This window comes from Streptomyces sp. NPDC046939 (assembly GCF_040644575.1).
GTDB lineage: Bacteria > Actinomycetota > Actinomycetes > Streptomycetales > Streptomycetaceae > Streptomyces.
On record NZ_JBEYWV010000060.1, the window covers coordinates 1 to 18,182 of the forward strand.

Annotated in this window: 18 protein-coding genes and 1 rRNA gene; 8 read left to right on the plus strand and 11 right to left on the minus strand. The window is 70.7% G+C overall.

All coding sequences use genetic code 11. The annotated features are described in order from the left end of the window. A 5S ribosomal RNA gene (rrf, locus tag ABZ877_RS38915) occupies positions 1 to 80 on the plus strand; the annotation flags it as partial. 55 nt (positions 81 to 135) lie between these two features. Here rrf and ABZ877_RS38920 read toward each other — a convergent pair. Together ABZ877_RS38920 and ABZ877_RS38925 are read right to left on the minus strand one after the other, a co-directional pair. Next, positions 136 to 765, minus strand: coding sequence for an NAD(P)H-dependent oxidoreductase (locus ABZ877_RS38920; RefSeq protein ID WP_361081187.1), 630 nt, complete (start codon positions 763 to 765; stop codon positions 136 to 138). Then, positions 696 to 1,361 (minus strand): hypothetical protein, encoded by a 666-nt coding sequence (locus ABZ877_RS38925; protein ID WP_361081189.1) that lies wholly within the window; start codon positions 1,359 to 1,361, stop codon positions 696 to 698. The genes ABZ877_RS38920 and ABZ877_RS38925 overlap by 70 nt, the downstream gene beginning before the upstream one ends. Positions 1,362 to 1,483: 122 nt before the next feature. Here ABZ877_RS38925 and ABZ877_RS38930 point away from each other — a divergent pair, with 122 nt between their 5' ends. Continuing rightward, positions 1,484 to 2,143 carry a TetR/AcrR family transcriptional regulator gene (locus tag ABZ877_RS38930; RefSeq protein WP_361081191.1) on the plus strand — a complete coding sequence of 220 codons (660 nt, stop codon included), beginning with the start codon at positions 1,484 to 1,486 and terminating at the stop codon, positions 2,141 to 2,143. Here ABZ877_RS38930 and ABZ877_RS38935 read toward each other — a convergent pair. The 6 genes from ABZ877_RS38935 to ABZ877_RS38960 all read right to left on the minus strand — a co-directional run bounded on the left by ABZ877_RS38935 (position 2,140) and on the right by ABZ877_RS38960 (position 10,154). Next, positions 2,140 to 4,236: a hypothetical protein gene (locus ABZ877_RS38935; protein ID WP_361081192.1), complete on the minus strand. Its 2,097-nt coding sequence runs from the start codon at positions 4,234 to 4,236 to the stop codon at positions 2,140 to 2,142. The genes ABZ877_RS38930 and ABZ877_RS38935 overlap by 4 nt on opposite strands. A gap of 16 nt (positions 4,237 to 4,252) precedes the next feature. Next, positions 4,253 to 5,674 (minus strand): ATP-binding protein, encoded by a 1,422-nt coding sequence (locus tag ABZ877_RS38940; RefSeq protein ID WP_361081194.1) that lies wholly within the window; start codon positions 5,672 to 5,674, stop codon positions 4,253 to 4,255. A 119-nt stretch (positions 5,675 to 5,793) separates the two neighbouring features. Beyond that, positions 5,794 to 7,353, minus strand: coding sequence for an SCO6880 family protein (locus ABZ877_RS38945; protein WP_361081196.1), 1,560 nt, complete (start codon positions 7,351 to 7,353; stop codon positions 5,794 to 5,796). Next, on the minus strand, positions 7,350 to 8,720 hold the full coding sequence (locus ABZ877_RS38950) for a hypothetical protein (protein WP_361081198.1): 1,371 nt from the start codon (positions 8,718 to 8,720) through the stop codon (positions 7,350 to 7,352). The genes ABZ877_RS38945 and ABZ877_RS38950 overlap by 4 nt, the downstream gene beginning before the upstream one ends. Next, positions 8,710 to 9,513 carry a hypothetical protein gene (locus ABZ877_RS38955; protein WP_361081220.1) on the minus strand — a complete coding sequence of 268 codons (804 nt, stop codon included), beginning with the start codon at positions 9,511 to 9,513 and terminating at the stop codon, positions 8,710 to 8,712. Before ABZ877_RS38955 ends, ABZ877_RS38950 begins: the two co-directional genes overlap by 11 nt. Positions 9,514 to 9,845: 332 nt before the next feature. After that, a complete protein-coding gene (locus tag ABZ877_RS38960) occupies positions 9,846 to 10,154 on the minus strand; it encodes a hypothetical protein (RefSeq protein ID WP_018527881.1) in 309 nt (102 codons plus the stop codon). 343 nt (positions 10,155 to 10,497) lie between these two features. On the opposite strand from ABZ877_RS38960, the gene ABZ877_RS38965 reads away from it, so the two are divergent. Continuing rightward, positions 10,498 to 11,508: a bifunctional lytic transglycosylase/C40 family peptidase gene (locus tag ABZ877_RS38965; RefSeq protein WP_361081223.1), complete on the plus strand. Its 1,011-nt coding sequence runs from the start codon at positions 10,498 to 10,500 to the stop codon at positions 11,506 to 11,508. A gap of 177 nt (positions 11,509 to 11,685) precedes the next feature. Then, positions 11,686 to 12,405: a phosphatase PAP2 family protein gene (locus ABZ877_RS38970; protein ID WP_361081200.1), complete on the plus strand. Its 720-nt coding sequence runs from the start codon at positions 11,686 to 11,688 to the stop codon at positions 12,403 to 12,405. A gap of 279 nt (positions 12,406 to 12,684) precedes the next feature. On the opposite strand, the gene ABZ877_RS38975 is transcribed toward ABZ877_RS38970, so the two are convergent. Together ABZ877_RS38975 and ABZ877_RS38980 are read right to left on the minus strand one after the other, a co-directional pair. Beyond that, the gene (locus ABZ877_RS38975; protein WP_361081201.1) at positions 12,685 to 14,265 is read right to left on the minus strand and encodes an FAD-binding oxidoreductase; all 1,581 of its coding nucleotides are present in this window, start codon (positions 14,263 to 14,265) and stop codon (positions 12,685 to 12,687) included. Positions 14,266 to 14,337: 72 nt separating this feature from the next. After that, positions 14,338 to 14,487, minus strand: coding sequence for a hypothetical protein (locus ABZ877_RS38980; protein WP_361081203.1), 150 nt, complete (start codon positions 14,485 to 14,487; stop codon positions 14,338 to 14,340). A gap of 131 nt (positions 14,488 to 14,618) precedes the next feature. On the opposite strand from ABZ877_RS38980, the gene ABZ877_RS38985 reads away from it, so the two are divergent. Both ABZ877_RS38985 and ABZ877_RS38990 read left to right on the plus strand, forming a co-directional pair. Further along, positions 14,619 to 15,458, plus strand: a complete 840-nt coding sequence (locus ABZ877_RS38985; protein WP_361081206.1) for a hypothetical protein — start codon at positions 14,619 to 14,621, stop codon at positions 15,456 to 15,458. Between the two features lie 98 nt (positions 15,459 to 15,556). After that, positions 15,557 to 15,745 carry a hypothetical protein gene (locus ABZ877_RS38990; protein WP_361081209.1) on the plus strand — a complete coding sequence of 63 codons (189 nt, stop codon included), beginning with the start codon at positions 15,557 to 15,559 and terminating at the stop codon, positions 15,743 to 15,745. A gap of 77 nt (positions 15,746 to 15,822) precedes the next feature. Here the strand turns inward: ABZ877_RS38990 and ABZ877_RS38995 are convergent, their stop codons facing one another. After that, on the minus strand, positions 15,823 to 16,191 hold the full coding sequence (locus ABZ877_RS38995) for a metal-sensitive transcriptional regulator (protein ID WP_361081212.1): 369 nt from the start codon (positions 16,189 to 16,191) through the stop codon (positions 15,823 to 15,825). Between the two features lie 233 nt (positions 16,192 to 16,424). Here ABZ877_RS38995 and ABZ877_RS39000 point away from each other — a divergent pair, with 233 nt between their 5' ends. Then, a complete protein-coding gene (locus tag ABZ877_RS39000) occupies positions 16,425 to 17,045 on the plus strand; it encodes a DUF47 family protein (RefSeq protein WP_361081215.1) in 621 nt (206 codons plus the stop codon). 9 nt (positions 17,046 to 17,054) lie between these two features. After that, positions 17,055 to 18,053, plus strand: coding sequence for an inorganic phosphate transporter (locus ABZ877_RS39005; RefSeq protein ID WP_361081218.1), 999 nt, complete (start codon positions 17,055 to 17,057; stop codon positions 18,051 to 18,053). Positions 18,054 to 18,182: the final 129 nt, after the last annotated feature.

Genomic DNA, 18,182 nt, shown 5'->3' on the forward strand with positions numbered 1-18,182 from the left:
TTCCGAACCCGGAAGCTAAGCCTCACAGCGCCGATGGTACTGCAGGGGGGACCCTGTGGGAGAGTAGGACGCCGCCGAACTAATTGTTAAGGAAAGCCCCGTGCCATTTGGCACGGGGCTTTTCTGCGTTTACGGCTAGGTGTAAGGGCGGTTTTCGCGCGCCGTGCGGAGGGCCTGGGCCCACCAGTCCAATTGGTCGAGCATGATTTTCGCCGCCTCGCCGGCGCCTTGCGGGGCGTAGGCCGGGCCGTCCTCGGCGAAGTGGTCGGCGGTCACGCGGTGGAAGCTCACGCCGTCGCGGACCGTTGTGGCGTGCAGCTCGGCGAAGACCAGGCGGAGTTGCTCGACGGCGCGGAGGCCGCCACCGACGCCCCCGTACGAGACGAAGCCGACCGGCTTGGCCTGCCATTCCTCGCGGTGCAGGTCGATGAAGTGCTTCAGGTGGGCGGGGAAGCTGTGGTTGTACTCGGGGGTGACGATGACATAGGCGTCGGCTGCGTCCACGCGGGCGGCGAGTTCGGTCTGTTCGGGGGTCGGGGTGTGGCCCCAGCTGGGGTGATTGTCCGGGAGGCGGAGCTCGGTCAGGTCGATCACGTCGAAGTGGGTTTCCGGAGCGTGCGTCCTCGCCTGCTGCGTGAACCAGGCGCCCACGGTCGGGGCCAGGCGGCCGTCCCTGGTGGAGCCGATGACGATGGCTACGCGGAGAGGGCGGTCGAGGGGGTGGTTGAGGGGGTGGTCGGTTGTGGTGGTGTCGGGGTTGGGCATGGTGGGCTCCGATCTCCGTTGTGAGTTGTCTCAGTGAGAGGTGTTGTGGTCAGCGGGTCGTCGTCTGTGGGTGTGGGTGTGGGTGTGGGGTTCGCGTAGAGGGGTCCGGGTCCTGGGGCGGGCGGGACAGCAGCGCGTACGTCGTGGCGGCCAGTGCTGTCAGCAGGGCCGACACCGTCCAGAGCGTCGTTCGCCAGGCCGCCGTGTACTCCTCGGCGTGGCCGCCCGCTCCTGACGTCACCTGTGCCGCGAGCCGGCCCGAGCCGGCCCGAGCCGACGCGGGACTCGACCGAGGCGAGCAGGAGTGCGCCGAAGACGGTGAGCACGACGGCGCCCGTGCCGCCACGGACCGTGTTGAGGAAACCGGAGGCCATGCCGACCTCGGACGGGGCGACCATCGAGAGGGCCTGCGCGTCGATGATGCCGATGGACAGGCCCTGGCCCGTGCCGATGGTGAGGAGCGGGGCGGCGAGGGCGCCGGTCGTGATGCCCGGATGGAGCGTGGTGAGCCAGGCGTTGCCCGCTGCTGTCAGGAGCAGGGAGGGGCGGTGACCGTCGGGCGTCGGGGCCGCCGGGACCTGGGGTTCGGTTGTCATGGCGGTAAAGTACAACCGTGGTTGTAAGAAGTGCAACGGTCGTTGTACCTAGGTCCGGTGGCGGGGCGTCTAGGTCTCGTTGCCTAGGCTGAGTCGCTGAGCGTCGGCCGGTGAGGAGAGCGATGGCTGAGCAGGACGGGCGGAGCCCGCGCCGAGGGACCGTCGAGAAGCGGCAGGCGTTGCTGCGCGGCGCGCGTACGGTGTTCGGGCGCGACGGGTACACGCGTGCCGGGATCGACGAGATCGCGGCCGAGGCCGGGGTCTCCACGCGGACGCTCTACAACCACTTCGGCGGCAAGGAGAACCTGTTCCGCGAGGTGCTGCTCGACAGCGCGGCCAGCGTCACCGCGGCCCACGTCGCGCTCGTCGAACGGCACTTGGGCAAAGTCACCGACATCGAGCGCGACATCACCGCCCTCGCGCGCGAATGGCTGGGGCGGCGCGGGGAGCACGCTCCCCACATGCTGCTCGTCCGGCACATCATCTCGGAAGGGGCGCACCTGCCCGCCGACGTCATCGAGGAGTGGCAGCGGATCGGGCCGCGGGCGGTGACCGAGGCGGTACGGGTGCGGTTCCTGGAGCTGGGCGCGCAGGGGTTGTTGGCCGTCGATGACGGCAACGCGGCCGAAGCCGCGCGGTACTTCATGCTTCTGACCGCCGGGTCCGTCACCGTCGACACGTTCTTCGGGGTCGTGCCGATGGGGCGGGACGAGGTCGATGCGCGTGTCGAGAGCGGGGTGCGGGTCTTTCTGCGGCTCTACGCCAAGGGGGGCGAGGGCTAGGGCAGGTGGAGTTCCGCGTTCGGCCAGCGGCTGCGGCCCTGTTCGCGGGAGCGGAGCAGGGCCAGGGTCGGCAGGCCCCGGTCAGGGCCGGCTGCGAGCAGTTCCGGCAACTGGGGGAGCGGGGCCACCGCCGCGACGTCGTCCAGGACCAGCGTCATTGGTGGGTCGAGCCGGCCGGCGGGTGACCTGTCGGCCATCCGGCGGCCGTGCTCGACCACGCTTGAGGCGAGCGCCGTCAGCAGGGGCATCGCGCCCGGGTTCGTCTTGGGGTCCTCGATGGGTTCACCCACCACATAAAGCGTGCCCCCTTCGTCCGCGAAAGAATCCAGGGTGAGCGCATCAGTTCGGTTTGGGGTGCAGGCCTCGCGGACGTGGACCGTGAAGAGCGCGGAGAGGGCGCGGGCCGTCAACTCCTGGGCCATGTCGCGGCGGTCCGGGTGCGAGGTGAGGGCGGCCTCCAGCTCGCCCGCGGAGCCGCCGGCGGCCTTCGGGTTCGTACGCAGGATGCGTACGGCGTCCTGGACCTGGCTGCCCTGGGCCCAGCGGTGGACGTGGCGGAACGGTTTGCCGTCGACGGCCGCCGCGTGCAGGTAGCTGCGCAGCAGCGTCTCGGCGGTCTCGGCCAGCGCGGAATCGATCCTGGCGGTGGGCCTTATCGGGGCGAGGAGCGCTGCCGCGCGGGTCGTGGCCGTGGACCTGTCCGTGCAGCCCGTCGCGGGGTTCCAGTGCATACGGGCCGGGGTGTCGCACCGGTGCGTCGGGTCGTACAGGAGGACCGGGCCCAGTTTGGCCCGGGCGTCCTTGGTCTCCTCCCAGACCCTTGGCTCCGAGGTCACGACGAGCACCGGGCCCTCCGCGTCCCGGATCGCCTGTATGGCGCGGGGGTGGCGGTCGGCGGGGGGTCCTAGCACGACGGGTGCGTTTCGTGGACCCGGAATTGTGTGGGCCGGGGTTTGTGGCCAGGGGCCGGTGGGTGGGGCTGGGGTGAGGCCAGGGGGCGGGGTTGGTGCGGCGCCGGGGGCGGGGGCTGGTGCGGCGCCCGGGGTGAGGGGTTGAGCGGGGCCGGGGTGTGTGCCCGGGGCGTGGGTGAGTGGTGCCGCTGGGGGGTGCGGTGGCGTGGGCGTCGACTGGGGGCCTGCCCCGGCCCCGGGCGACCACATCTCGGGCATGGGCTGGGCGCCGGTCGCGGCATCGGGGCCGGTACCGGGTGCAGGGTTCGGGTGAGCGCCGGTTCCGGTCCCGGGCGCGGGATACGGGTGAGGGCCCGTCCCGGTCCCAGCACTGGGTGCAAGGTTCGGGTGAGTGCCAGGCGCAGGGTTCAGGTGGGCGCCGGTCACCGGACCCGGTGCGGCGTGCGGGTGAGCGCCGGTTCCGGTACCGGGTGTGGGATGCAGGGGAGCGCCGGTCTCCGTCCCAGCATCGCGCCCGGGATCCAGGTGGGCGCCGGTCGCGGCCTCGGTAGCGGGGCCGGCAGCCAGGTGAGCGCCCGTCCCGGTACCGGCGGCCGGGTTCCAGTGCGGGCCCGTTTCAACCCCGCGGGCCGGTTCCTGGGCGGCGTACGTTTCCGTGGCGCCCGCCGAGGGTGACGTGTTCGGGGCGTTCGTGGTGCCGTCTGCCTTGGGCCGCTCAGGGTCGGACGTTCGGGCCCGGCGGTCCCTTCGGCCGGGGGCCGTCTTGCTGCGGGGCGCCGGGGGTGCGGAACCCGGGATGGAACCTGCGGGCTGCGCGGAGCGTCTCGCTCGCCATCTGGCCAGGGTGCCGGCCACGAAGATCGCCAGGACCACCAGAATCATGAGCTGGCTGATGAGCAGGCCCCAGAACAGGCCGTAGCCGGAGAGTTCCGTCCTGGGGGTGTCCGGCCAGGCGCCGGGGATGTTGTGGGGTTCGGCGATCAGGGCGCGCATGGCCAGGGGGGTGCGGCCGAAGGTGACGTTCGAGGGCCAGGCGCCCTTGGCGAAGAGGCCCGCCAGGCCCGTCGCCGTCCAGACCATGATCGTCATGCCGAGCAGGAACGCCAGGAGGCCGACGAGCAGGCCGTCGGGGACACCGCCCCGGCCGCGCTCGTCCCCGTAGCGCCGTTCGTCCCGCACCATCACCAGGCCACCCGCCTCACGCCACCGTCGACTCGGAGGAGGAGGCGTCCGTGAGGCGTTGCTCGACGAACGCCGCCGCCCGCTCCTCCGCCTCAAGCTCCGCCGCGTACAGCGCGTCGTCGCCGAGCGTCGGGTCGGAGGACTCGGTCATGGCGCGGTCGGTGAAGACGAGCGGGCGTTCCGTCTCGGTGATGAGGTGCTTGACCACCTGGACGTTGCCGTTGACGTCCCAGACCGCGATGCCGGGGGTGAGCGTGGGGATGATCTCGACCGCCCAGCGCGGGAGGCCCAGGACCCGGCCCGTGGCGCGCGCCTCGTCCGCCTTCTGCGCGTAGATCGTTCTCGTCGACGCCATCTTGAGGATGGCCGCCGCCTCCTTCGCGGCCGCGCCGTCGACCACGTCGCTCAGGTGGTGGACGACCGCGACGAAGGAGAGACCGAGGCGGCGCCCGAACTTCAGCAGGCGCTGGAAGAGCTGCGCGACGAAGGGGGAGTTGATGATGTGCCACGCCTCCTCCACCAGGAAGATGCGCTTCTTGCGGTCCGGGCGGATCCACGTGTGTTCGAGCCAGACGCCGACGATCGCCATGAGGATCGGCATCGCGATCGAGTTCCGGTCGATGTGGGACAGGTCGAAGACGATGAGCGGCGCGTCGAGGTCGATGCCGACCGTCGTCGGGCCGTCGAACATGCCGCGCAGGTCACCGTCGACCAGGCGGTCCAGGACGAGCGCGACGTCCAGGCCCCAGGCCCGTACGTCCTCTATGGCCACGTTCATCGCCTCGGCGGACTCCGGCTCGGGGTGGCGGAGCTGCTCGACGATGTCGGTCAGGACGGGCTGGCGGTCGACGATCGTCTCGTTGACGTAGGCGTGCGCGACCTTGAGGGCGAAGCCGGACCGCTCGTCCAGGCCGTGCCCCATCGCGACCTCGATGATCGTACGGAGCAGGGCCAGCTGGCCCGTCGTCGTGATCGCGGGGTCGAGCGGGTTCAGGCGGATGCCCATGTCCAGGGCGGCCGTCGGGTCGAGCCGGATGGGCGTTATCCCCAGCTCCTCCGCGATGAGGTTCCATTCGCCGACCCCGTCCTCGCCCTGTGCGTCGAGGACGACGACCTGGCGGTCGCGGAAGCGGAGCTGGCGCAGGACGTACGTCTTCTCCAGCGCCGACTTGCCGTTGCCGGACTCGCCGAGGACCAGCCAGTGCGGGGCAGGGAGCTGCTGCCCGTACAGCTGGAACGGGTCGTAGATGTAGCCCTTGCCGGAGTACACCTCGCGGCCGATGATCACGCCGGAGTCGCCGAGGCCCGGCGCGGCGGTCGGCAGGTAGACGGCCTGGGCCTGGCCCGTCGACGTACGCACCGGCAGCCGGGTCGTCTCCACCTTCCCGAACAGGAAGGACGTGAAGGCATCCGTGAGGAGGGACAACGGATCCCGCATGAGCAGCGCCTACCTTCTTGCCTTGGGGGAGACCATGGGGCACGCCCTGGGGGAGACCATGGGGCACACCTTGGAGCACACCTTGGGGGACACCTCTTGGGACACCTCGAAGGACACGGCTACCGTCGGATGCCGGTGGCGAAGGGCAGGGTGTTCACGAACGCCCGGTGGTGCTCCCGGTCGCACCACTCCAGCTTCAGGTACGACTTTCCGGCCGAGGCCCGGATCGTGCGCTTGTCGCGGGCGAGGGCGTCGGGGTTGCGGGACGAGACCGTGATGTAGCCGACCAGGTTGACTCCGGCCGCGCCGCTCGCCAGGTCCTCGCCGCGCTGGTCGAGACGGCCGTGGGCGGCGACGTCGCGCGGGTCGACGGTCCGGTTCATCTTGGCGGCGCGGGACGCCTCCGCCTCGTCGTTGGTCTTCTCCGTCAGCATCCGCTCGATGGCGACCTCCGTCGGCTCCAGGTCCATCGTGACGGCCACGGTGCGGATCACGTCCGGTGTGTGGACGAGGAGCGGCGCGAGGAAGTTGACGCCGACCGGCGTCATCGGCCACTCCTTCACCCAGGCGGTGGCGTGGCACCAGGGCGCGCGCGTCGACGACTCCCGCGTCTTGGCCTGGAGGTACGTGGGCTCCATCGCGTCCAGCTCGGCCGGCCAGGCGTTGCGCTTCGTCATCGCCTGGATGTGGTCGATGGGGTGGTCCGGGTCGTACATGGAGTGGATGAGGGAGGCGAGGCGGCCCTGGCCGAGCGGCTGCCGTACGCGGATGTCGGCCTCCTGGAGCCGCGAGCAGATGTCCGTCAGCTCACGGGCCATGACGACGGCGAGCCCCGCGTCCCGGTCGATCTTCCGGCCCCCCTTGGGGCGGGTGGCGCGCGCCATCGCGTTGGCCTCGGCGGCCAGCTCGCGCGTGTAGTGCATGCAGGCGACGAGGTAGGCGCGGTGCTGCTCACTGCTGGTCGACACCATCGACTGGAGCTGGTCGTAGGACTCGCGCAGCCAGCCGAGCGCGCGGTCGTCGCCGCGTACGGCCACGTCCTTGGCGTGCGCGTCCGGGTCGGCGGGCAGGGTGCGGGCCAGCATCTGGAGGCGGGTGACGAACCCGTCGCCGTTCGCCACGTGCTTGAGGAGCGTGCCGAACCGGTCGACCAGCGCCTCCTGGTCCTCCGAGTCGCGCAGGCCGACGCCGGGGCCCTCGATCTCGATGGCGGCGGTGACGGTGCGCCGGTCGGCGTGGAGCAGGACGGCGATCTCGTCCGGGCCGAACGGGGCCGCGAGCCACGTCAGGCGGCCGATGCCGGGCGGCGGGCCGATCTCGACCTCACGGCCGTCGAGCCGGACCCCGGCCTCCATGGCGGACGAGCGGTAGGTCGTGCCCCGCTTCAGGGTGCGCTTGTAACTCCGGTTGATCTCGAACCACTTGTAGAAGGTGCGGTGCTTGTACGGGACGTAGACCGCGGCCAGCGCGAGCAGCGGGAAGCCCATCAGCAGCACGATGCGCAAGGAGAGGATCGGGACGAGGAGCCCGCACATCATGCCGAGGAACGCCCCGCCGATGATCAGGGCGATCTCGCCGGTCTCGCGGTTCCTGCCGACGATCGCGTTCGGCCGGGCACGGCCGATCAGATATGTGCGGCGGGGCGTGACCGGAGGGGACACATGGGACTGGGTCGTCAACGCCCTGCACCTCCTTGCGGTTTGCCGTTGCTGTTGAAGCCGGGGTTGCTGCCCCCGCCGTTGCCTCGGTTACCGGCGTGCGGGGTGTTCGTGGGGCTCGTACGGGGCGCGGGTGCGGCGGAGGGGACAGATCCGCCGCCGCCCGTGCCCGTACGGGTGCTGTGCGCGGCGACGCCGCCCGAGACGGGGTTGGCCGGGCGGGACTGCCCGCCGCCCCCGCCGCCCGCGCCGCTGTCCGCGCGGGCGCTGTGCGTCTTGATGCCCTGCGAGACCAGGGCGGCGGGCGAGGTGAAGGCGGCGGCCGCCTTGCCCTCGGCGCCCTGCATGATGCGGTTCTTGCGGACGTTGGCCATCTCGTCGCCGAAGCCCGGGACGAAGCGGTAGATCATGCCGCTGGCGAAGATGGCGAGCAGGACGATGGCGAGGCCCGAGACGACGGCGGCGAGCGAGTCGGGGCCGTCGTCGCTGCTCGACAGCGCCCCCGCGAGGCCGAGGACGATCACGATCACCGGCTTGACGAGGATGATCGCCACCATGATGCCGACCCAGCGGCGGACGTGGCCCCACAGGTTCTTGTCGACGAGGCCCGCGTACACGACGACGCCGAGCAGGGCGCCCACGTACAGCAGGACCGCGCGCAGATACAGCTCCAGGTAGAGCACGCCGGCCGCGACGATCGACACCAGCGACACCACGATCAGCATGATCGGGCCGCCGCCGATGTCGTCGCCCTTCTTGAGGGCGTCGGAGAACGTGCCGAAGAACGCGTTCGTCTGATTGCCCGTCGCCTTCGCCAGGACGTCCGTGACGCCGTCCGTGGCGGAGACGACGGTGTACAGGATCAGCGGGGTGAACGCCGAGGCCAGCACCGTCAGCCACAGGAAGCCGACGGCCTCCGAGATCGCGGTCGCCAGGGGGACGCCGCGCACCGCCCTCTTCGCGACGGCGAGCAGCCACAGGAGGAGGGTCAGGACGGCGGAGGCGGCGAAGACGACCGCGTACTGCTTCAGGAACTCCTGGTTCGTGAAGTCGACCTCGGCGGTCTTGCGGACGGCCTCGCTGAGCTTGTCGACGGTCCAGGAGGCGGCGTCGGCACAGCCCTTGGCGAGGCTGGAGAGGGGGTCCAGGGGGTTGTTGGTGTCGGGTGGCATGTCGCCCCCCGTGCTCCCCCCGGTGAGACTGCGCCGACTACCGTCCCCACGCTGGCAGTAGGCCTTGGCGGGGCCGCGGATGAGGTCGCAGGGATCGTTCGACGGGTTCGGGTCGGGGGCGGCGAAGGCGCGGGACGCCAGCAGGACGCCCGAGGTCTGCACGGCGGCGACCATGCCGGCGAGCGTGAGGGTGCGGCGACGGCGGCTAGCGGGCATAGGTGAAGCCTCCGTACTCCTTCACGGCCTTGGCCATGTCATCGGCCGTGGAGGCGCGCTGGTCGCGACCGACCGGGACAGGCCCGTCCTTCTGCGTGAAGTCCTCCACCTTCCAGTCGCCGCTGATCCAGCGCATCTTGTAGCTGTTGGTGTACCAGCTCTCGGAGACGGGGTTCTTGGCGCCCTCGCCCGCGAGTCCGAACAGGGACGAGTACCAGATCGACACGGTCGCCGTGTCGCCGTCGAAGGCGGTGGTCTTCGTGCCGACCGGGATGATGCGGGACACGAACGTGGTGCCGTTGGGCGCCGTGCCGTCCTTGTTGAGGCCGATGCTCGTCAGAAAGCTCTCGCTGGAGTAGACCTTGTCGAGGGCGCCCCTGCGGGCGGCGGCGGCCTGCGGCACGTAGACCGTGTCGACGATCTGGTCCCGCTTGGCCTTGTCGAACATTTCGGCCGAACCGAGCTGAACCGCGTAATTGGCGGCAGCCGACTGCGCCCCCTGTTCATCATGCGCAAACCCCGCCCCCACCGGCTTCGTCCCGGTGGCGGCCGTGGAGGAGGACTTCGGGGCCGAGCCGGAGTCCTGGTTGCCGCCGGAGGCGCTGTCGCCGCCGCGGTTGGCGAACGCGATCGCCGCGATGAGGAGGACCACGACGCCGACCACGGTGATGAGGGAGCGGGACGGGGAGCGGCCGGGTCTGCGCGGGTCGGGGGCGGGGGAGTCGGGGTAGCGGGTCCGGGTCTGGCCGGTGCCGCCGTAGAGGTCGTCGCTGTGCCGGTCGTCGAGACTCATCGTGCGCACGTCCCCTCAACCTTGTGCTGAACCGCCGGATACGCCGCATACGACGGTAGCCGTGCTGGTGGCCGCGCGGACGCGGTGTGGTGGTTCGACATCAGGGAGACGCAACCTCAGCCGGTGGGCACGACGGAACGGATGGTGTCGGGGACGCGGGGGTGTGGGGATGTGGGGACTAGGGGGGATGTGGGGACTGGGGCGATATGGGGACTGGGGGATCAGCGGATCGGACAGTGTTCGAACAAGGCATAACCGGCAGGGAGCGGCCGGAAACTGACGGTGCGTTCTCCGCCGCGGGACGGGCGGCGGAAAAGCGCCGGTCCCGCGGGCTAGACGGCCATGCCGTAGACGATCGTGAAGAGCGTGCCGAGGGAGCCGATGATGAAGACCCCGGTGAGGCCCGCGATGATGAGGCCCTTGCCTTGTTCGGCGCTGAAGGTGTCGCGCAGTGCCGTCGCCCCGATGCGTTGCTTGGCCGCGCCCCAGATCGCGATGCCGAGGCAGAGCAGGATGGCCACGGCCATCACCACCTCGATCATTACGCGTGCCTCGTTGCCCAGGCTCCCGAACGGGCCCCAGTCGGGGGCGATCCCGCCGATGATGGTCGTGATGTCGCCTTTTTCGGCTGCCAGCAGCATGTGTAACTCACCGCCCCAATTGGGTAGTTCTGTCGCCTCCGCAGCAGCGCAGAGGTCACCGCCATTCTGGCGCAGATTGGCGCGGATGCCTGCACCATTGCCGCCATTCGTTGGCCGAGTTCGTACGCACCGTTGTCCGCCGGGCCGCCTGGCGGGCGGTTCGGTATGTGCCGGAACGTATCGTCACTCTGTGTATCACGCCTGGTCACGCCGGGCAATCGCCGGGCGATCAAGGTCGCTGGTGTCCTCCGACCGGCGCTCGGAAGTGAATTCCGATCATCCGGTGGGCAGGCCTCTAGACTGGAAGGTCGATGGACTCCCGTGCGGCGGAAGGCGGTTGACGGTGCGTAAGGCGTGGATCGTCGCGGGTTCGGCCGTCGCGGGGGGGACGGGGTTCGTGACGCTGCTGGTCCTGGGGACGTACATGGCGGCGGGGAGTCTGACCAACGGGGTGGGGCAGGGAGCCGTCGGGCTCGCGAAGGGGGCCGTGCCCGCCGCCTACCAGCCGCTCGTGCAGAAGTGGGGCAATCTGTGCCCCGCGATCAATCCGGCGCTGCTCGCCGCCCAGCTCTACCAGGAGAGCGGCTTCAACCCGAGGGCGACGTCGCCGGCGAAGGCGTACGGCATAGCGCAGTTCATCGCCGGGACCTGGGCGGCGCACGGCGTGGACGGGGACGGGGACGGGGACCGGGACATCTGGGACCCGAACGACGCGATCCCGTCGGCCGCCTCGTACGACTGCAAGCTCGCCTCGTACGTGAAGGACGCGCCCGGCGACCCGACGAAGAACATGCTGGCGGCGTACAACGCGGGCGCGTACGCCGTCATCAAGTACCGGGGCGTGCCGCCGTACCGCGAGACGCAGAACTACGTGAAGACCATTACGACGCTGGAGAAGAGCTTCGCCCGGCCGGTCGGGCGGGTGCAGCCCTCGCAGCAGGCCGCGGCGGCGATCTACTACGCGCAGAAGAAGCTCGGAACCCCGTATCTGTGGGGTGGCAACGGGACGGCCGACCAGGGCGGGCGGTTCGACTGCTCCGGGCTGACCAAGGCGGCGTACGCCTCGGTCGACATCGAGCTGCCGCGCGTCGCCAACGACCAGTACAACGCGGGGCCGCACCCGAAGCGGGACGAGCTGCTCCCGGGTGACCTCGTGTTCTTCTCCGACGACCTCCAGAACAGCCGCGCGATCCGGCACGTGGGGATCTATGTCGGCGGCGGGTACATGATCGACGCGCCGCGGTCGGGGGCCGTCATCCGGTTCGACCCGATCGACACGCCCGACTACTTCGGCGCGACCCGGGTCACGCAGGACGGCGCGAAGGCGCTGCCGACCGCGTCGCCGGAAGTGTGACGTGGCTTGAACTCTCCGTTAGCGCCTGGGCCTGAGCTGCGGGTTTGCATCTCTCTTCGGTAACGTCTGCGTGATCATTCGGTGGAGTGCGGAACGTGGGGAACGTGGACGTGCGTTCCTTTTACTGAACCGGAAGCAGACCACGGGGGTGGCTGAGGACGAAGGGGCCGTTGAACCATGGCTGGACTCGAGGCGCTCGAGAGTTCCGGGTCGAACCCTGACGTCTCCCTGCTCTACGACATCAACGGGCTGACGGACGCCACCCCGGGCTGGTTCGACAGGGCCATGGAGTTCGTCGGCGAGTACGGGATCCTGCTCGGCCTCGTCCTCGTGGTGCTGTGGTGCTGGTGGGGCGCGCGCAAGCGCGGTGCTCTCGACGACGCGGCCTCGTCGGTCGCCGCCGTGGTGTGGGCTCCGCTCGCCGCCGCCGTCGCGGTCCTGGTGAACGTGCCGATCCGGTCGTTCGTCGAACGGCCGCGGCCCTTCAAGGACCATGACGGCCTGACCGTCCTGGTGGACGGCAAGAACGACTTCTCGTTCGTCAGCGACCACGCGACGCTCGCGATGGCCATGGGCGCCGCCCTCTTCGTCGCCCACCGCAAACTGGGCCTCGTCGGTCTCGCGCTCGCCGTGGCGGAGGGGTTCTGCCGGGTCTTCATGGGCGTGCACTACCCGACCGACGTCGTCGGCGGGTTCGCGCTCGGCACCGCCGTCGCGCTGCTCCTCTCGCCGCTCGCCTCGGCCCTGCTCACCCCGCTCGCCCGGGCCATCGGCCGCTCCCGCGCGGGATGGCTCGTGTGGGCCCCTAGGACTGTGGCGACGGCTCCGGGCGCGGTGGAGCTTCCCGAGGCCCGCGGTTCGTCGGGGAGCGCCGAGGAGCGGGATCTGGCGGCGTAGTCGGCCCCTTGCCGCCGCGGATCAGCGTGAGACCGCCGGCGCCCGCGGCCACCGCGACGGCGGCGGAGACCACCAGGAGCGGGCCCGCCTGGGGGTGCGGCGTCCCGTCCTCGAGGGCGGCGGCCGTGGCGGCGCCCAGGGTGAGGACGGCGGCGGTCGCGGCCGTGGCGGCGACTATTCGGGGTGTGTTCATGGTTCCAGCGCACCCCCGCTCGCCCGTCCGGGCCACCCGGGGGCGTGTCGCCTGCTCCATCCGGGCGGAACAGGCGCGGGCCGCGCTTACAGGGCCTGCTGGAACGCGAAGAAGCCCGTCGGGTCGTACTGCCGCTTGACCTTCGTCAGGCGGTCGGCCGCGGCCCCGTAGTAGGCCTTGCGCCAGTTGGTCAGCGTGGCGTCCGTGTAGTTCTGGTACGCGGCCCCCGACGCGTACGGGGCCATCGCGGTGTGGGCCTTTTTCAGCCAGTCCCGGGCCGCCGATCCGGAGGCGCCCGCCTGCCAGGACACGATGTACTGGGCGAGCATCCGCGAGCGGCGGTGGACGAACGCCGTGGCCGTCGGGTCGACGCGGTTGACGGCGCCGCCGAGCGCGGTGAAGGCGACGGAGCCCGCGCCCGCCGCCACCGACTCCATCTGCTTGAGCAGGGCGCGTACGCCGGCGTCCGACAGGGAGCGGTCGAAGAAGTCCGAGTGGGCCGCGTACGTCTCGCGCCGGAGGTCGCCCTGTACGGAGCGGCCCGGCGTCGGGCCCGGCAGATGGCACTGCTCGTCGTCGGAGAACGCGGAGCAGCCGGCGTAGACCTCCATCGACTCCTTGTACGAGCGGCGCTTCAGCGAGACCGAGGTGGCCGGTCCCGGCCCGCCGGGGCCGTCGGCGAGGCGGTCGACGGCGTTCTGGAGTTCGGTGTAGGTGCCGAGGGAGAAGGCGGCTATGGAGATGGTGGGGCGCCCGCCCGCCGCGTTCGCCACGTGCAGCGACGACCAGATCTCGTCGGGCTGGTCCGGACCCCACTTCTGCCACGCCTTGAGGACCGTGGCCGCCTTCGACCAGGGCCACGTCATGTACGCGGAGACGCCCTGCGGCGCCGGGTGGGTCTTGAAGCGGAGTTCGGTGACGACGCCGAACTGTCCGTTGCCCGCGCCGCGCAGCGCCCAGAACAGGTCCTTGTTGGTCGAGGCGTCGGCCCTCAGCTCCTTGCCGTCCGCCGATATGAGGGTGGCGCCGGTCAGGCTGTCGCAGGTCAGGCCGTACGCGCGGGAGACCACGCCGTGGCCGCCGCCGAGGGTGAGGCCGGAGACGCCGACCGTGGGGCAGGAGCCCGCCGGGATGGTGACGCCCTTGGCGGCGAGTCCCCGGTAGACGTCGATGAGCTTGGCGCCCGCGCCGACGACGGCCTCGCCGCCCGAGGCGCGGACCGATTTCATGCGGGACACGTCGAGGATCAGCCGTCCGTTGCCGGAGGAGTAGCCCGCGTAGGAGTGCCCGCCGTTGCGTATCGCGACCGGGACCTTGCGGGCGCGGGCGTACGCCAGGGCCGTACGGAGGTCGTCGGGCCCGGCGACGTAGGCGACGGCGCTCGGCCTCAGGTCGTCGAAGCGGGTGTTGTAGAGCTGGCGGGCGGCGGTCCACGCGGACTGGCCGGGGCGGACCAGGGAGCCGTCGAGGTCCTTGGCCAGCGCGTCGAGGTTCGCGGCGGCGCGCACGGCCGGGGAGGCGCTCGCGCCGGTGGAGCGGATGGAGTTCTTGGACGAGGCGGACGAGGCCGACGAGGCGGACGGAGCCGCGTCGTCCGGGGTGCAGGCGGAGGCCGCCCCCGCCGTGAGCGCGGCCGCCGAGGCCGCTATGAACGTACGTCGCTGCATGTGGGTCTCCCTCGGCCACCGGTTGCTTCCCGGTGACGAGACGCGCTACGGGAAGCCGGGGTTCCCCTGCCCTCACGCGGGCCGCGCATGCTCCTCCGCGTCCGAGCGCGCCTTGCTGCGCGCCCGCCGCGCGGGACCGCGCCACCCGCAGGTGCACCGGGCCGCCGCGAACCGGCCTTGTTCCTCGACGGTCGTCGCGTGCTCGCGCTGCTGTTGTGCCACGCGGACACGGTAGCGGGACACGGTGAACGGCCTGGGCAAACCCCCGTTCGCGTGACGGCAGACCCTACTCGTCGTTAACCGGTCAACAGCGGGGCCGCAGACGCACGGACGGGCTTGGGGGTAGACAAGCGATGGTGGTGCAGCACAGGCGCCCGGTGAGGACCGGGGCGGCGGCCGTGGCCGCGGCGGGCATCATGGCGTGCGCGGCCGGGTGCGGCGGTGGCGCGGAGGCGGGTGACCTGCACGCGAACGCGGAGCACGTGGTGCGCCGGGCCGCCGACCGGCTGGTGCGCGAGGGCAGTTCCGAGGCGACCACGTCGATGGAGATGGCCAGCGGCGGAACCCGCGTGACCATTCGCGGCGAGGGCGTCTACGACTACCGCGCGGGGCTCGGCAGACTGACGGTGCGGCTGCCGCAGGACGCGGCCGGGGCGCAGGAGCACCGGCCCATCACCGAGCTGCTCGCGCCCGGCGCCCTCTTCATGAAGAACCGGGGCGCGGGCGTGCCCGCCGACAAGTGGGTGCGGGTCGACACCGCCTCGCTGAGCGACGGCAACCTGGTCACGGGCGGCGCCACCGACCCGCTGGCGGCGGCGGAGCTGCTGCGCGGCGCGCGGAAGGTGACGTACGCGGGCGAGAGCGACATCGCGGGCGTGCGGACCCGGCACTACCGGGGGACCGTCGACCTCGGCGCCGCCGCCAAGGCCGCGTCCGGGGGGAACGCGAAGGCGTTCGCGGCGGCGGCGAAAGGGTTCGGCGGCTCGGCGGTGCCGTTCGACGTCTACCTCGACGAGGAGGGCCTGATCCGCAAGGTCAGGCACCGCTTCAGCTTCGCCGACACCCAGAACCGCAAGGACGTCGCCGTGGCGTCGACGACGCTGCTCTACGGGTTCGGGAAGTCCGCGAGCGTCCGGCTTCCGGACAAGAAGGACATCTACGCCGGCAAGGTCGCCGAGAAGGACGGGCCGTAGGGGCCCCGTCGCAGCCGGAAATGGTTCTTCCGTGCCATGCGCGGTCCGTAGGGCGCTCCCTACTCTGGGAAGTGGACCGACGATGGCTGGAAGAGGTGATGAGCGTGGCTCCCGTAGGTACGACGGTCCAGGACCACGTCGCCCTCGCCGAGATCGAGTTGTGCGGTGAACTGATCATCGCGGCGTCCGCCGTCCCCGAGGGGCGGCTCAGCGCGGACCGGATCGACGAGGTGCTGCGAGTCGCCGAGGCCCTGCCCGGCGGCCCGCACAGCGAGTACCGGACCTGAGGTCACGGATCCAAGGGCCCGGCCCCCGCCCGCGGAACCACCCCGTACCCCCGAGAGCAGCCCCCGGACCAGCCGGGTCAGGTGCGCAGCATCCGCGCGATCGCCTTCGTGGCCTCCTCGACCTTGGCGTCGATCTCGTCCCCGCCCTTGACCGCCGCGTCGGCGACGCAGTGGCGCAGGTGCTCCTCCAAGAGCTGGAGCGCGAAGGACTGCAGGCCCTTGGTGGAGGCCGACACCTGCGTGAGTATGTCGATGCAGTAGACGTCCTCCTCGACCATGCGCTGGAGGCCGCGGATCTGGCCCTCGATCCGGCGCAGGCGCTTGAGGTGCTCGTCCTTCTGGTGGTGGTAGCCGTGGATGCCGCGGTCGTGGTCGGTCACGATCTCGGCGGTGCCGCTCTCCGCCCCGCCCTCGGCGGCCGCCGTACGGCTCGCGTCCGTGGTCATCGTGTCCGACCTCCCGTAGTGGATCGTGGTGGATGCCGTGTGGATCCAGTGGTGGCTCCATATACCCCCGGTGGGTATAGGATACCGGAAAACGCGCGGGTCCGGCCGGTTCCTGGGACCCCGTGCTGATCACTGTGCCTGATGGGCGACACTGGGGGAACGCCGGTTAGCCGTGGCCGGATGATGCGCCTAGCATCAGCCTGACCCAATCCAGAGCACCCCGAGGACCCCACGTGCGTTTTCGTCTGACCCCCAGGGAGACGAGCTTCTACGACATGTTCGCCGCGTCCGCGGACAACATCGTCACGGGCTCGAAGCTCCTGATGGAACTGCTCGGGACGGATACCTCCGCCCGAGCCGAGATCGCGGAGCGGATGCGGGCAGCCGAACACGCCGGTGACGACGCCACCCACGCGATCTTCCACCAGCTCAACTCCTCGTTCATCACGCCGTTCGACCGCGAGGACATCTACAACCTCGCCTCGTCCCTCGACGACATCATGGACTTCATGGAGGAGGCCGTCGACCTGGTGGTCCTCTACCAGATCGAGGAGCTCCCGAAGGGCGTGGAGCAGCAGATCGAGGTGCTCGCGCGGGCGGCCGAACTGACCGCCGAGGCGATGCCCAACCTGCGGACGATGTCGAACCTCACCGAGTACTGGATCGAGGTCAACCGGCTCGAGAACCAGGCCGACCAGATCCACCGCAAGCTGCTGGCCCAGCTCTTCAACGGCAAGTACGACGCCATGGAAGTGCTGAAGCTGAAGCAGGTCGTCGATGTGCTGGAAGAGGCGGCCGACGCCTTCGAGCACGTGGCCAACACGGTGGAGACCATCGCCGTGAAGGAGTCCTGAGGCCGGCTCATGGACACCTTCACCCTGATCGTGACGATCGGCGTCGCGCTCGGATTCACGTACACGAACGGCTTCCACGACTCCGCGAACGCCATCGCCACGTCCGTCTCCACCCGTGCCCTGACGCCCCGCGCGGCGCTCGCCATGGCCGCGGTGATGAACCTCGCCGGTGCCTTCCTCGGCAGCGGCGTCGCCAAGACGGTCAGTGAGGGCATCATCGCGACGCCCGAGGGCAACAAGGGGATGGGCATCCTCTTCGCGGCCCTGGCGGGCGCGATCGTGTGGAACCTCATCACCTGGTACTTCGGCCTTCCCTCGTCGTCCTCGCACGCCCTGTTCGGCGGCATGGTCGGCGCGGCGCTCGCCGGGGGCACGACCGTGTACTGGTCCGGGGTGCTCGACAAGATCGTCATCCCGATGTTCACGTCGCCGGTGATCGGCCTCGTCGCCGGTTACCTCGTGATGACCCTCATCATGTGGATGTTCCGGCGCTCCAACCCGCACAAGGCGAAGCGCGGATTCCGGATCGCGCAGACCGTCTCCGCGGCCGGCATGGCGCTCGGGCACGGGCTCCAGGACGCGCAGAAGACCATGGGCATCGTGGTCATGGCGCTCGTCATCGGCGGCCACGAGACGTTCCAGGACCCGATCCCGGTCTGGGTCAAGATCGTGTGCGCCGTCATGCTGTCGCTCGGCACGTACGCGGGCGGCTGGCGGATCATGCGGACCCTGGGTCGCAAGATCATCGAGCTGGACCCGCCGCAGGGGTTCGCCGCCGAGACCACGGGGGCCTCGATCATGTTCGGCTCGGCGTTCCTGTTCCACGCGCCCATCTCGACCACGCACGTCATCACGTCCGCGATCATGGGTGTGGGGGCGACCAAGCGGGTGAACGCCGTTCGGTGGGGGGTTGCCAAGAACATCGTGGTGGGGTGGTTCATCACGATGCCGGCCGCGGCGCTTGTCGCTGCCGCTTCGTACGGGATTGTCTGGCTGGCCTTCGCTTAGGCCCCGCCAGGGGCGCGGGGAACTGCGCGAGCAACCCACGAAAAGCCGCGGACGCGTCTGCTCATGTCACGAGCAGACGCGGCTCGCCCGCCACCTGGCCGGCGAACTCGCCGGCACGAGCGAGCAGTA

Bases quoted from the DNA above. Each gene is read 5' to 3' on its own strand.
- ABZ877_RS38925 (WP_361081189.1), bottom strand. From the start codon at position 1,361: ATGACAACCGAACCCCAGGTCCCGGCGGCCCCGACGCCCGACGGTCAC.
- ABZ877_RS39005 (WP_361081218.1), top strand. From the start codon at position 17,055: ATGGACACCTTCACCCTGATCGTGACGATCGGCGTCGCGCTCGGATTC.
- ABZ877_RS38940 (WP_361081194.1), bottom strand. From the start codon at position 5,674: ATGCGGGATCCGTTGTCCCTCCTCACGGATGCCTTCACGTCCTTCCTG.
- ABZ877_RS38920 (WP_361081187.1), bottom strand. From the start codon at position 765: ATGCCCAACCCCGACACCACCACAACCGACCACCCCCTCAACCACCCC.
- ABZ877_RS38990 (WP_361081209.1), top strand. From the start codon at position 15,557: ATGAGCGTGGCTCCCGTAGGTACGACGGTCCAGGACCACGTCGCCCTC.
- ABZ877_RS38955 (WP_361081220.1), bottom strand. From the start codon at position 9,513: ATGAGTCTCGACGACCGGCACAGCGACGACCTCTACGGCGGCACCGGC.
- ABZ877_RS38995 (WP_361081212.1), bottom strand. From the start codon at position 16,191: ATGACCACGGACGCGAGCCGTACGGCGGCCGCCGAGGGCGGGGCGGAG.
- ABZ877_RS38985 (WP_361081206.1), top strand. From the start codon at position 14,619: ATGGTGGTGCAGCACAGGCGCCCGGTGAGGACCGGGGCGGCGGCCGTG.
- ABZ877_RS38935 (WP_361081192.1), bottom strand. From the start codon at position 4,236: ATGGTGCGGGACGAACGGCGCTACGGGGACGAGCGCGGCCGGGGCGGT.
- ABZ877_RS38930 (WP_361081191.1), top strand. From the start codon at position 1,484: ATGGCTGAGCAGGACGGGCGGAGCCCGCGCCGAGGGACCGTCGAGAAG.
- ABZ877_RS38975 (WP_361081201.1), bottom strand. From the start codon at position 14,265: ATGCAGCGACGTACGTTCATAGCGGCCTCGGCGGCCGCGCTCACGGCG.
- ABZ877_RS38950 (WP_361081198.1), bottom strand. From the start codon at position 8,720: ATGCCCGCTAGCCGCCGTCGCCGCACCCTCACGCTCGCCGGCATGGTC.
- ABZ877_RS38970 (WP_361081200.1), top strand. From the start codon at position 11,686: ATGGCTGGACTCGAGGCGCTCGAGAGTTCCGGGTCGAACCCTGACGTC.
- ABZ877_RS38960 (WP_018527881.1), bottom strand. From the start codon at position 10,154: ATGCTGCTGGCAGCCGAAAAAGGCGACATCACGACCATCATCGGCGGG.